9 protein-coding genes are annotated in these 13517 nt (G+C 68.6%); 5 read left to right on the top strand and 4 right to left on the bottom strand.

Features of this window, described 5'->3' with window-relative positions:
- Window position 1: 1 nt before the first annotated feature.
- The 4 genes from fdhE to fdnG are packed head-to-tail and all read right to left on the bottom strand — an operon-like array spanning window position 2 to window position 5716.
- Window positions 2-919 carry a formate dehydrogenase accessory protein FdhE gene (fdhE, locus tag QFZ27_RS33300; RefSeq protein ID WP_429230755.1) on the bottom strand — a complete coding sequence of 306 codons (918 nt, stop codon included), beginning with the start codon at window positions 917-919 and terminating at the stop codon, window positions 2-4.
- A 49-nt stretch (window positions 920-968) separates the two neighbouring features.
- On the bottom strand, window positions 969-1679 hold the full coding sequence (locus QFZ27_RS33295; protein WP_429230754.1) for a formate dehydrogenase subunit gamma: 711 nt from the start codon (window positions 1677-1679) through the stop codon (window positions 969-971).
- Window positions 1676-2620, bottom strand: coding sequence for a formate dehydrogenase subunit beta (fdxH, locus tag QFZ27_RS33290; RefSeq protein ID WP_429230753.1), 945 nt, complete (start codon window positions 2618-2620; stop codon window positions 1676-1678). Before fdxH ends, QFZ27_RS33295 begins: the two co-directional genes overlap by 4 nt.
- Window positions 2621-2632: 12 nt before the next feature.
- Window positions 2633-5716, bottom strand: coding sequence for a formate dehydrogenase-N subunit alpha (gene fdnG / locus QFZ27_RS33285; protein ID WP_488168141.1), 3084 nt, complete (start codon window positions 5714-5716; stop codon window positions 2633-2635).
- Between the two features lie 406 nt (window positions 5717-6122).
- On the opposite strand from fdnG, the gene QFZ27_RS33280 reads away from it, so the two are divergent.
- The 5 genes from QFZ27_RS33280 to QFZ27_RS33260 all read left to right on the top strand — a co-directional run bounded on the left by QFZ27_RS33280 (window position 6123) and on the right by QFZ27_RS33260 (window position 13501).
- Window positions 6123-7244, top strand: a complete 1122-nt coding sequence (locus tag QFZ27_RS33280) for a transglutaminase-like domain-containing protein (protein ID WP_429230751.1) — start codon at window positions 6123-6125, stop codon at window positions 7242-7244.
- 16 nt (window positions 7245-7260) lie between these two features.
- On the top strand, window positions 7261-8337 hold the full coding sequence (gene selD, locus QFZ27_RS33275; protein ID WP_429230750.1) for a selenide, water dikinase SelD: 1077 nt from the start codon (window positions 7261-7263) through the stop codon (window positions 8335-8337).
- A gap of 165 nt (window positions 8338-8502) precedes the next feature.
- On the top strand, window positions 8503-10320 hold the full coding sequence (locus QFZ27_RS33270) for a S9 family peptidase (RefSeq protein WP_429230749.1): 1818 nt from the start codon (window positions 8503-8505) through the stop codon (window positions 10318-10320).
- A gap of 15 nt (window positions 10321-10335) precedes the next feature.
- Complete coding sequence (locus QFZ27_RS33265) at window positions 10336-11763, top strand: M20 family metallopeptidase (RefSeq protein WP_429230748.1); 1428 nt, start codon at window positions 10336-10338, stop codon at window positions 11761-11763.
- A 103-nt stretch (window positions 11764-11866) separates the two neighbouring features.
- On the top strand, window positions 11867-13501 hold the full coding sequence (locus tag QFZ27_RS33260; RefSeq protein ID WP_429230747.1) for an ABC transporter substrate-binding protein: 1635 nt from the start codon (window positions 11867-11869) through the stop codon (window positions 13499-13501).
- Window positions 13502-13517: the final 16 nt, after the last annotated feature.

Below are 13517 nucleotides of genomic sequence, written 5' to 3'. Positions count from 1 at the left end.
GTCAGTAGCCCAGCAGGAACGGGTTGAAGCCGCCGCGCTCGTATTCACCCTGCTGCTGCATCAGCAGGTCGAGGTCGAGGCTGGCGGCGTCGTCCGCCACCGGCTCCAGATCCGCCTGCTTCACCTGGTACAGCACCTTCACATAGCGGAGGCAGCTGTCGCAGGTTTCGGCCTTCACCGTGCCGGCGCCGCTTTCGACCTCCTGGTAGCCGATGCCCTTGCTGCCGCCGCACAGCACGCATTGAATCCGGACCTGGTGCCAATAGGTGCCGCACAGGCTGCAGGCGCAGAACCGGATGCCGTGCATGCCGCGCCAGCCGACCACCATGGTGCTGACCGGCGGCCCGCCGCAGCAGGGGCAGGCGCCATTGCCGACCGGCTCCAGCGTCTTGGCGTCCAGCCGCGCCGCCATCCGGACGAACTGGACCTGCAGCACCGCCGCGACATAGACGTGCTCGGCCAGGGCATCGGCCGGAATGGCGCCGGCCAGAACCGCCCGCACCATGGCCTCGCCCTCCGCCCGGCCAGCCCCGCGCACACGGTCCAGCGCTTGAGCCGCGGCCGGAGGCATCGCGATCTCGGCCGCGGCGCCGGTGAAGCGGTCGAAGGTCGCCGCGAAGGCGGCATCGGGCGTGAAGCCGGTCCGGTCCAGCGGTGGCATGCCATGGGTCCGGGCGCGCGCCAGCACCGCCGCGTCGGGCATCGCCGGCTCGGGCAGCTCGTCCTGGATCCGGTACTGCAGCTCGGCCAGGTCGGACAGGAAGCGCAGATACGGGCCGATCTCGCTGCGCGCGGCCAGGGTCCGCAGGCGCAGGGTGCGGTCGATGAAGACCTGGTGCGGGTCGGGCAGGCGGGCAAAGGGCGGCGCCGCAACCTCGCCGATCACGGTCGGGTCGGGCCGGGCCGTATCGTCACTCATTCTCTGTCCTCACGAACCCGACGGGCCACGTGACTCGTCTGTGGCTGGCCTAGGGAGCCGTCTTGTTGTCCGTGCCGGGCCGCCGCGCCACCAGCTCGCGCAGCCATTTGCGATGGTGCCGCCAGGCCCAGCCGCCGGTCACCCGGCCCCTGGTCATGGCGCCGATGGTGCCACGGACCCAGATCGCCGCATAGACGTGGATGATCCAGACGCAGATGATCACCACCGCCGCCAGGGCGTGCACCAGGATGGCGATGCGCTTCTGCTCGATCGTGCTGAACGGGTAGAAATACTGGTCCCAGACCACGAAGCCGCTGCCAATCAGGACGATGATCAGGATCGACATGCCCCAGAACACGAATTTCTGGCCGGCATTGTACTTGCCCAGCTCGGGCAGGTTCTCCTCGCGCCCGGCCAGGACGTCGCGCGCGCGGCGCAACCAGGTGTTGTCCTCGCTCTTCCACAGATTGGCCTTCCAGAAGCGGATGAACAGTCCGACGAAGGAGAAGAACAGCACCACCCCGATCCAGGGATGCAGCGTCCGCGTCATCTGCCCGCCGCCGAATAGCGCGGTCAGGAAGAACAGCCTGGGATGGAACATCGCCAGGCCGGATAGCGCCAGCAGCACCAGGCTGGTCGCCGTGATCCAGTGGTTGATCCGGGCGCCGACCGTGTAGCGGTCGACCGTCACCGGCTTGCCCGGATGGACGCTGTCGCCCGGTTCGACATCGTCCGGCCTGCGGTCGGCGGCGGCGGTCATGGGCGTCGCTCCTCCGTCAGCTCCTCGGCGTGCTTCTCATCCTCGGGCGACACCCGGTTGGCGCCGGCGAAGAGATGGTGCAGCACGCCGGCAACCGCGGCGAAGCCGATGGCGCCGAGCCCGACCACCTTGGTCACGCCCTTCCAGGCCTCGACGATCGGGCTGATGCTCGGGTTGTTCGGCAGGCCGGCATAGATCTCCGGCTTGTCGGCATGGTGCAGCACATACATCACATGGGTGCCGCCGACGCCGGGCGGGTCATACAGCCCGGCATTGTCGAAGCCGCGCGACTTCAGGTCCTTGATCCGGAAGTCGGCCCATTCCTTCATCTCGTCCTTGGTGCCGAACACGATGGCCTGGGTTGGGCAGGCCTTCTGACAGGCCGGGCCCTGTCCGACCGCGATCCGGTCGGAGCACAGCGTGCATTTATAGGCCTTGTGGTCGGTCTGCGAGATGCGCGGGATGTTGAACGGGCAGCCCTTGATGCAATAGCCGCAGCCGATGCAGTTCTCGTGCACGAAATCGACGATGCCGTTCGAATACTGCACGATGGCGCCCGGCGCCGGGCAGGCCTTCAGGCAGCCCGGGTCCTCGCAATGCATGCAGCCGTCCTTGCGGATCAGCCATTCGAGGTTCTGGGTCTCCGGGTTCTCCCATTCGGTGAAGCGCATCAGCGTGAACATGTCCGGCGTCAGGTCGGCCGGATTGTCGTAGACACCGAGATTCTCGCCGACCGGCTGGGCCTGCGTGTCGTTCCACTCGATGCAGGCGGACTGGCACGCCTTGCAGCCGATGCATTTCGACACGTCGATCAGCTTCGCCACCTCGGTCTGCCGCACGGCGGCCGGGGTGATCGTGGAGGCCGAGCGCCGGATCAGATCCTGGTCGCCGAACTTCGGGGCGCCCGGGGCGACGGTGGGGTTGGGGATCGGGGCGAACATGTCTCTTCTCCCTCACGCCACCGGCGGCCCGGACGAGGCCTCGATATTGACGCAGAAGGCCTTGAACTCCGGCGTCTCGATGTTGGCGTCGCCGACGAACGGCGTCAGGACATTCGCCCCAAAGCCCTTCCTGGCGGCGCCGATGAAGCCCCAATGGATCGGGATGCCGACGATGTGGACGGTCTTGCCGTCGCAGGTCAGCGGCCTGATCCGCTTGGTCACCACCGCCTTGGCGAAGACCGAGCCGCGCTTCGACCACACCCGCACCCAGCCGCCTTTGGCGATGCCCTTCTCCTTCGCCAGCTCCTCCGAGATCTCGACGAAGAACTCCGGCTGCAGGACCGCGTTCACATGGTTGTTCTTGGTCCAGTAGTGGAAATGCTCGGTCAGGCGGTAGGAGGTCGCGGCATAGGGGAAGTCCGGCGAGCCGATGTCCGCGAACTGGGCGAAGTCGTCCGCGAACACCCGTGACGCCGGGTTGCCCCGCACCTTCGGCGCGATGACATTGGCCACCGGGCTCTCGAACGGCTCGTAATGCACCGGGAACGGGCCTTCCCGCATCATGCCGCGGGCGAACAGGCGCGAGACGCCTTCCGCGTTCATGATGAACGGCCCCACATCCTCCGGCTTCGCCGTCGGCGAGATGTCGGGGACGTCGTAGCCCGTCCACTTGCTGCCGTTCCATTCGATCAGCTTGCGTGACGGGTCCCAGGGCTTGCCCGAGACGTCGCAGGAGGCGCGATTGTACAGGATCCGCCGGTTCGCCGGCCAGGAGAACGCCCAGTTCGGGAAGGTGCCGGTGTCGTCCGGGTCGGAGTTGTCGTGCCGGGCCATCATGTTGCCGGCCTCGGTGAAGCTGCCAGTATAGATCCAGCAGCCGCTGGCGGTCGACCCGTCGTCGCGCATCACCGCGAAGTTCGGCAACTGCTTGCCGGCCTCGACGATCTTCTTGGTCGGGTCGGCCGGGTCGAACAGATCCACCAGGGCGGACCCGTTCATCTCCTTCGCCAGCTCCTCCGCCTTCGGCTCGCCCGGATCGGCATAGGCCCAGTTCAGGTTCAGGATCGGGTCGGGGAAGGCCCCGCCCTCCGTCTTGTACATCGCCTTCAGCCGCAGATGGATCTGCGCCATGATCCAGGCATCGGTCTTGGCCTCGCCCGGGGGCGTGCCGCCGGGCCAGTGCCATTGCAGCCAGCGCCCGGAATTGACCAGCGACCCCTCATCCTCGGCGAAGGAGGTGGTGGGCAGCTGGATCACCTCGGTCTGGATCGAGGCGGTGGCCGCATCGTTGTAGACGCCGTGGTTCTCCCAGAACCGCGCCGTCTCGGTCTCCAGCGGGTCCATCACCACCAGCAGCTTCAGCTTGGCCAGCGCCTCGGCCAGCTTGGCCTTGTTCGGGAAGGCCTGAAGCGGGTTGAACCCCTGGCAGAAATAGAGGTTCATCTTGCCCTGCTTCATCAGCTCGAAGGCCCGCAGGATGTCGTAGTTGGCCACGTCGAGCTTCGGCAGCCAGTCATAGGCGAAGTCGTTCTCCGGCGTCGCCGCCGCGCCGAACATCGCCTTCTGGAAGCTGACGAAGAACTTCCGGTAGTTCTGCCAGAAGCTGGTCTGGTTCGGCCGCAGCGGCTTGAAGCCGCGGGTCGACATATAGGTGGCGAGGTCCTTCTCGGTGTCCCTCGGCAGGTTCATGTAGCCGGGCAGCGAATTCGACAGCAGCCCGATATCGGTCAGACCCTGGATGTTGGAATGGCCGCGCAGCGCGTTCATGCCGCCGCCGCGGATGCCGATGTTGCCCAGGATCAGCTGCAGCATCGCCATGGTGCGGATGTTCTGGGCACCCTTGGAATGCTGCGTCCAGCCCAGCGCGTACATCGAGGTCATCGCCTTGGTCGGCGACGAGCACTCCCCGACCATCTCGGCCACCTTCAGGAACTTGTCCTTCGGCGTGCCGGTGATCCGCTCCACCATCTCCGGCGTGTAGACGGCGACGTGCTGCTTCAGCAGGTTCCAGACGCAGCGCGGATGCTGCAGCGTGTCGTCGACCACGGCATAGCCGTCGGGACCGATCTCGTAGTCCCAGGTCGATTTATCGTAGTCGCGCTTCTGCTCGTCATAGCCGGTGAACAGGCCGTCGCTGTAGCTGAAGCCCTCCTTCACCAGGAAGCTGGCGTTGGTGAAAGCCTTCACATACTCCCACTGCACCTTGTCGTTCTGGATGCACTGATTGATCAGGCCCAGCAGGAAGGCGATATCCGTGCCCTGCCGGATCGGCGCGTAGAAATCCGCCACCGACGCCGAGCGGGTGAAGCGCGGGTCGACGACGATCAGCTTGGCGCCGCGGTTGGCCTTGGCTTCCGTGACCCATTTGAAGCCGCAGGGATGGGCCTCGGCGGCATTGCCGCCCATGATGACGACGAGATCGGTGTTCTTGATGTCGGTCCAGGAGTTCGTCATGGCTCCACGGCCAAATGTCGGGGCGAGACTCGCCACCGTCGGGCCGTGTCAGACGCGCGCCTGGTTGTCGAATGCCAGAATACCGGTGCTGCGCACCACCTTGTAGGTGGCGTAGGCGGTCTCGTTGGTGGTGGCCGAGGCCGCGAGGAAGCCCGTGGTCAGCCACCGGTTGACCGTGGTGCCGTCCTTGTTCTTGGCGATGAAGTTCGCGTCGCGGTCTTCCTTCATGGCCCGGGCGATCTTGTCCAGCGCCTCGCCCCAGGAGATCCGCTCGAACTTGTCGCTGCCCGCGCGCCGCAGCATCGGGGTCTGCAGCCGGGTGGCGGACTTGACCGTGTCCAGCAGCGCCGCGCCCTTCGGGCACAGCGTGCCGCGGTTGGTCGGGTGGTCGGAGTCGCCCTCGATATGGGTGATCTCGGCCCGCTCGCCCTTCCGCAGGTCGCCCTTGGAATAGAGAATGATGCCGCAGGCCACCGAGCAATAGGTGCAGGTGTTCCGGGTCTCGGTGGTGTTGGCGAGCTTGAACGGCCTGATCGCCGCGGCGTAGGCCGCTTCGATGTCGCCGAAGCCGAAGGCCCCCAGCGTCGTTCCCGCCACACCCGCGCCGGCCCCTTTCAGGAAGCCGCGGCGCGAGAGCTTCATGTCCATCCTGGGCCTCCTGGAAGCCGGTTCCGCAAAAGACGAGCCAGACCTGGAAAATGCTACGCTTGGAACGGTTCCAAGTCAAACGGGCGTTGGCGTCCTATACCTTGGTATTGCTTCGCTATTACAATAGCTTATTGCGACCCATCATGTAGGGCAAAGCCACGGGTCGCGCGGCAGGCTCCGGTTGACCTGCGGCCCGCCTTCGCCGTCTAATCGCTGCCGTGGCGTACTCCAGCGCTCCCGCGTCGCGGGGCTGCATCGATGCCGACAGGCCGGTCCGGCCGCCCGCAGGGTGGTGCGATGGTGTTTGGCCGCTGGTGCCGCCGTCTTCCGTCATCCCCGAATTCCCGCAGCCGGCCGTATCGGGCCGCCCGCGCCTGGGCGCAGATCAGGAGCGCAAACCATGAGCAGCCGTCGTGATGTCCTCCGGGCGGGCGTCGCCCTGTCCGCCGCCTTGGCAACCCCCGCCTTGGCCAAGCGGGCCCTGGCGGCCGACCCGGTCTTCGCCCCGTCGCCGGGCGACTGGCGGCGGTTCACGCTGACGACCAGGATCGCCCCCACGCGCCCCGCCGGCGGCGCCGGGCCGATTCAGGCCTGGGTGCCGCTGCCGTCGATCGAGGAGGACGTCTGGATCCGTCCCGGCGACACCCGCTGGACCACCAATGCGGCGTCGGCCACGGTCGAGCGCGACGCGGCCTACGGCGCCGCCATGCTGCATCTGGTCTGGGCCGACGACGAGGCGGCGCCCAAGGCGGAGGTGATCAGCTCCGCCGCGCTGCGCGACCGCGCGGTGGCGTTGGCGGGGCCTGGGGCGGCGCAGCCGCTGACCGATGCGCAGCGGCAACTGTATCTCCGGCCCACGCCGCTGATCCCGACCGACGGCATCGTCAAGGAGACGGCGGATCGGATCACCGCCGGCGCCGACGGCGATCTCGCCAAGGCGCGCGCGATCTATGACTGGGTGGTGCAGAACACCTTCCGCGACGCGGCCGTCCGCGGCTGCGGCCTCGGCGACATCGCCACGATGCTGCAGACCGGTTATCTCGGCGGCAAATGCGCCGATCTCAACGCCCTCTATGTCGGCCTGGCGCGCGCCTCCGGCATTCCCGCGCGGGACGTGTACGGCATCCGCGTCGCGGCCTCCCGCTTCGGCTACAAGAGCCTTGGCGCCAACAGCCCGGCGGTCACCAAGGCGCAGCATTGCCGGGCCGAGGTGCATCTGGACGGCTTCGGCTGGGTCCCGGTCGATCCCGCCGATGTGCGCAAGGTGGCGCTGGAGGAGCCGCCGGGCGGGCTCGCCCTCGACGACCCCAAGGTCGCGGCGGCCCGGGGCAGGCTGTTCGGCTCCTGGGAAGGCAACTGGATTGCCTACAATGACGCCCATGACGTGGCGCTGCCGGGCAGCACCGGCCCGGCGCTGCCCTTCCTGATGTATCCGCAGGCCGAGGTCGCGGGCGTCCGGATCGACTGCCTCGACGCCGACACCTTCGCCTACAGCCTGGACGCGGCCGAGATCTCGGTCTGATCGAAAGGAAGACCCCATGGTCCTGGCACCCCGAGACAGCGACAACGCCCCTGGCCCGATCCGTCTGACCAGCCTGGCGCATGGCGGCGGCTGCGGCTGCAAGCTGGCGCCCGCCGTGCTGCAGCAGCTGCTGGCCGGCCAGCCGGAAGCGGCGCCGTTCCGCCAGCTGCTGGTCGGCACCGAGACCGGCGACGACGCCGCGGTCTGGCAGCTCGACGACGAGCGCTGCGTCATCGCCACCACCGACTTCTTCATGCCGGTGGTCGACGACCCGCGCGATTTCGGGCGGATCGCCGCCACCAACGCCATCTCCGACGTCTACGCCATGGGCGGCCAGCCGATCTTCGCGCTGGCCATCCTCGGCATGCCGCTGGGCAAGCTGCCGGCGGAGACGGTGCGCGAGATCCTGGCCGGCGGCGCCTCGACCTGCGCCGAGGCCGGCATCCCGGTCGCCGGCGGCCATTCGATCGATGCGCCGGAGCCGATCTACGGCCTGGCCGTGATCGGCACCTGCCGGCCGTCGGAGCTGCGCCGCAACTCCGGCGCCCGGCCCGGCGACGCGCTGATCCTGACCAAGGCGCTCGGCGTCGGCATCTATTCCGCCGCCTTCAAGAAGGAGGTGCTGTCGGCCGAGGGCTATGCCGAGCTGATCGCCAGCACCACCCAGCTCAACCGCATCGGCGCCACGCTGGGACGGGAGGCAGCGGTGCACGCCGTCACCGACGTCACCGGCTTCGGCCTGCTCGGCCATGCGCTGGAGATGGCGCGCGGCGCCGGCGTCACGCTGGCGATCCGGCAGGACGGACCGGCCCTGTTCGCCCAGGCCGAGGTGCTGGCGCAGGACGGTTTCGTCACCGGCGCCTCGCATCGCAACTGGGCCAGCTACGGGGCGGAGGTGACGCTGCCGCCTGACCTTCCGGAGTGGCGCCGCCACCTGCTGACCGATCCGCAGACCTCGGGCGGGCTGCTGGTCGCCTGCGCCGCCGATAAGGCGGACGAGTTGCTCGCCCGCATCATCGCCGCCGGCCATCCGGCCGCCCGCCGCATCGGCACGGTCGAGGCCGGCCCGGCCGGCATCCGCATCGAGGCGTGAGGCTTCACGCCGTGAGAATTTATACCGAAGCGGAATAGACCAAGGAAAATTATGAATTGGCCGGTCCCCTCTGCTGGACGACATCATGACCATAATTTGAGCGTGCCCATTTGATGGGCGCAGGGCCGGCCGCGAAGGCCGGCGGCTCGGGCAGGGGGCAGTCACGTGTCTGACGACGGCGCCATTCCGGCGGATTCGGCGACGATCCGCCCCTATCTCGACATTCCCGGCGCCAAGAGCCCGGCGCTGTCGCCCGATGGCGGGCTGCTGGCCTTCCTCGGCGACCGGACCGGCTTTCCCCAGATCTGGCTGCAGCCGGCCGCGGGCGGGGCCGCCTGGCGCGTGGCGGAGACGCCGGAACCGGTCGGCGCCTTGGCCTTCAGCCCGAAGAGCCGGGACCTGGTCTTCACCCTGGATTGCGGCGGCGACGAGCGGCACCAGATCTGGCTGCTTCCGGGCGCCGACGGCACGCCGGTGGCGCTGACCGACGACCCGACCGTGGTCCATGTCTGGGGCGCCTGGTCGCCGGACGGGACGCGGATCGCCTATGCCTCGAACGCCCGCGACCGCTTCCACATGGACATCCATGTGATGGAGGTCGCCACGCGGCAGGCGCGCTGCGTCTATCAGGGCGAGCTGTTCCGCGAGGTCATGGCCTTCTTCCCGGACGGCCAGGCGCTGCTGGTGCGCGATTCCACCCGGGCGACGATGGACCAGGATCTGTTCCGGCTGGACCTCGCGACCGGCGCCTATGAGCGGCTCCTGCCGCATGACGGGAAGGCGCGCTATGTCGCCGCCAAGACCCGGAAGGACGGCAGCGGCCTGTATCTGCTGACCGACCAGGGGCGGGACTTCCAGGGCATTGCCTTCCTGTCCTTCGCCGACCGCAGCCTGGAATGGGTGGTGGCGCCCGAGGGGCAGGACATCGACGCCATGGCGCTGTCGCCCGACCAGGGCCGGCTGGCCTATGTGGTGAATGAGGAGGGTTGGACCCTTCTCCTGGTTCGCGACCTCGCCAGCGGCGCGGAGACGGCGGTGGCGGGGCTGCCGCCCGGCGTGATCGGCTCCGTCTCCTGGCGACCCGACGGCACCGGCCTGGTCTTTCCGCTGGAAGGCGCGGCGACCCCGCCCGGCATCTGGCAGCACGACATCGCCGCCGGCACCGCGAGCCGGGTGACCGACGCCCCGACGAGCGGCCTGATCGGCGGCTTCGTCGAGCCGGAGGTGCAGCGCATCGTCAGCTTCGACGGGCTGGAGGTGCCGTTCTTCCTGTATCGGCCGCGGGGCGAGGCGCCGGCGGGCGGCTTCCCGGCGATGATCATCGTCCATGGCGGGCCGGAGGCGCAGTGGACCCCGACCTTCCGCGCCGACATCCAGTACATGCTGGCGCGCGGCATCATGGTCGTGGCGCCGAATGTCCGCGGCAGCACCGGCTATGGCCGGCCCTACCACCAGGCCGACGATGCCGGGCTGCGCATGGACAGCGTCGCCGACCTCCGGGCCGTGCGGCTGGCGCTGGGCGCGCGGGACGATGTCGACGAGGCGCGGATCGGCGTCTTCGGGCGGTCCTATGGCGGCTTCATGGTGCTGGCGGCGCTGACCGAGTATCCGGAGCTCTGGCGCCTCGGCATCGAGTTCTACGGCATCGCCAACTTCCACACCCTGCTGCAGACCACCGGGCCCTGGCGCCGGCGCCTGCGGGCGGCGGAGTACGGCGACCCGGTCGCCGACAAGGACCTGCTGGAGCGCATCTCGCCGATCCACAAGCTGGACCGAATCCGCGTGCCGCTGCTGATGGCCCAGGGCCTCGACGACCCGCGCGTGCCGCCGGGCGAGAGCGAGATGATCCATTCCGGGCTGCGCGGCCTCGGCCGCCCGGTCGACTACATCCGCGTGCCCCATGAAGGGCACGGCTTCGCGCGGCGGGAGAACCGGCACGACGTCTTCGGCGCCGTCGCCGCCTTCCTCGACCGCCATCTCTGATCGAAAGCGAGAACCATGCAGAATTCCGACAAGATCTGGCAGCTGGTCGACGCCAAGCGGACGGAGTTCGTGGCGCTGAGCGACCGGATCTGGGGCATGCCCGAGATCGCCTACACCGAGTACCGCTCGGTCGCCGAGCACACGGCGATGCTGCAGGCCGAGGGCTTCAAGGTGACCGAGAGTCTCGCCGGCATCCCGACCGCGGTGATGGGCGAGGCGGGCCGGGGCGGGCCGGTGATCGCCATCCTCGGTGAATACGACGCCCTGCCGGGGCTGAGCCAGGAGGCCAACATCGCCGAGCCCAGGCCGATCCCCGGCAACGGCTACGGCCATGGCTGCGGCCACAACATGCTCGGCTCCGCCGCCCTGCTGGCCGCCACCGCGGTCAAGGACTTCCTGGCCGCCACCGGCCGGCCGGGGCGGGTGCGCTACTATGGCTGTCCGGCGGAGGAGGGCGGGGCGGCCAAGGCCTTCATGGTGCGCGCCGGCGCCTTCGAGGATGTCGACATCGCCATCACCTGGCACCCGGCGTCGCTGACCCGGGTCGACGAGGCGCTGTCGCTGGCCAACACCCGGATGGACTTCCACTTCACCGGCCGCGCCTCGCACGCCGCCGCGGCGCCGCATCTCGGCCGCAGCGCGCTGGATGCGGTCGAGCTGATGAATGTCGGCGTCAACTACATGCGCGAGCACATGCCGTCCGACGCCCGCATCCACTACGCCATGATCGATTCCGGCGGCATCGCGCCCAATGTGGTGCAGGCCTCGGCCAAGGTGCGCTACGCCATCCGGGCGCGCGACCTGGCCGGCATGCTGGCGCTGAACGAGCGGGTGAAGAAGATCGCCCACGGCGCCGCGATGATGACCGAGACCTCGGTCGCGATCTCGATCATGAGCGCCGTCTCCAACATGCTCGGCAACACGCCGCTGGAGGAGGCCATGCACCAGCACCTGCTGCGCCTCGGCCCGGTGCCGTTCGATACGGCGGATCGCGACTACGCCGCCCAGATCCAGGCGACGCTGAGCGAGGAGGACATCCTCACCGACTATCGCCGCGTCGGCGTGCCGCCGCGCAAGGACCTGCCGCTCTGCGACTTCATCGTGCCGAAGGATTCCCGGGGCGAGCCGATGATCGGGTCGACCGATGTCGCCGATGTCAGCTGGGTGGTGCCGACGGTGCAGGCGCGGGTCGCCACCCATGCCATCGGCACGCCGGGCCATTCCTGGCAGATCACCGCCCAGGGCATGGCGCCGGCCGCGCATAAGGGCATGATCCATGCCGCCAAGGTCATGGCCGGCACGGCGCTGGACGTGATGAGCGACGAGCTGCTGATGAAGCGGGCCAAGCAGGACCACCAGGAACGGACGGCGGCCACGCCCTATGTCTGCCCGATCCCGGCGGAGGTGCAGCCGCCGCTGCAGCCGCGGCCGAAGGCAGCCTGATCCCGCGGGACGAAGCCGGCCCGGAGAACGAGGCCGGCACCCGGACGAAGGTCGCGGAGGACGCCGGACAACACCAAACAGAACAAGCACGGAGGCTCGATCCATGTTCGCCCGTCCGATCCCGGCGCCGCCCGGATCCCGTCCGTTCCGCCGCGCCCTCGGCGCGGTCTGCGGCGCCGCCATCCTCGCAGCGCCCGTCGCCGCCGGGGCGGCCACGCCGTCGAACGCGCTGGTGATGGCCTGGAACATCGACGCCATCAGCACCTTCGACCCGGCCCAGATCGGCGAGGTGGTGACCAATGAGATCGTGCAGAACACCTGTGATTCCCTGGTCGATTTCGATCCGGCGGACGAGACCAAGGTGATTCCGCTCTTCGCCGAGAGCTGGGACGTGTCGGACGACCGGCTGCAGATCACCTTCCATCTGCGCAAGGGCGCGACCTTCCCCTCCGGCAACCCGGCCACCGCGGCCGAGACCGCCTGGTCGATGCAGCGCGTGGTCAAGCTCGGCTTCGGCAATGCGGCGACTCTGACCGAATACGGCTTCACCAAGGACAAGGTCGAGACGCAGATCACCGCGCCCGACGACGCCACGCTTGTCATGAAGCTGGACAAGCCCTACCCGACCAACCTGGTGCTGCAGGCGATCGCCGCGAACCGAGTCTCCGCCACCATGGACAGGCAGATCATCCTGGCCAATGAGGTGAACGGCGACCTCGGCAACAAGTATCTCGCGACCCACACCGAATGCGTCGGGCCCTACCGGCTGGCGCAGTGGAATGCCGGCGAGGCTGTGGTGCTGCAGGCGAACGACAAATACTGGGGCGAGCCGCCGGCGCTGAAGCGCGTGCTGATCCGTCATGTCGCCGAGGCGGGAACGCAGCGCCTGCTGCTGACCCAGGGCGATGTCGATGTCGCCCGCGACCTGACGCCGGAGGACATGAAGGACCTGGAGAGCTCGCCGGACGTGTCGATCGTCCGGGTGCTGAAGCCGCAGCTGTTCTTCTGGACCTTCAACAACGCCGACCCGATCTTCTCGAACGAGAAGGTCCGCCTGGCGATGCGCTACCTGATCGACTATGAGGGCCTCGGCAAGACGGTGATGACCTACACCGGCGTGCCGCGGGCCAGCTTCGTCCAGATCGGCGCGGTCGGCGCGCTGGACGAGAAGGAGGGGCAGCCTTTCTCGCTCGACCTCGACAAGGCCAAGGCGCTGCTGGCCGAGGCCGGCTATCCCAACGGCTTCAAGGCCACCGTCTTCATCGGCACCCTGCCGCATTCCGGCCCGATCGCGCAGAGCGTGCAGCAGAATGCCGCCAAGGTCGGCGTGGAGCTGACGCTGGAGCGGATGGCCAACGCCCAGCTGTTCAGCCGGGTGCGCGGCCGCGAATTCCAGACCGCGATGCAGGCCTGGCAGACCGGCGTGCCCGACGCCCATGGCAACGCCTCGCGGCTGGTCTACAACCCGGACAACCGGGCCGAGGCGAAGCTGACCCAGTACCCGGCCTGGCGGGCGGCCTTCTATTCCGAGGATGCGAACAAGAAGGTCGACGCAGCGCTGCTGGAGCCGGATCCGGAGAAGCGGAACGCGATCTACCGCGACCTGCAGCTGCAGATCATGCAGCAGGGGCCGATGGCCATCATGTTCCAGATGTACAACCCCGCCGCGATCCGCAAGTCGCTGAAGAACTGGACCTGGAACGGCTTCCGTACCTACTACGATCCGGTCAGCAAGTAGCGGCGCCGGACACCGA

The sequence above is a fragment of the Inquilinus ginsengisoli genome, from assembly GCF_050434925.1.
Taxonomy (GTDB): domain Bacteria; phylum Pseudomonadota; class Alphaproteobacteria; order DSM-16000; family Inquilinaceae; genus Inquilinus; species Inquilinus ginsengisoli_B.
This window is presented reverse-complemented; position numbering and strand designations above follow the sequence as displayed.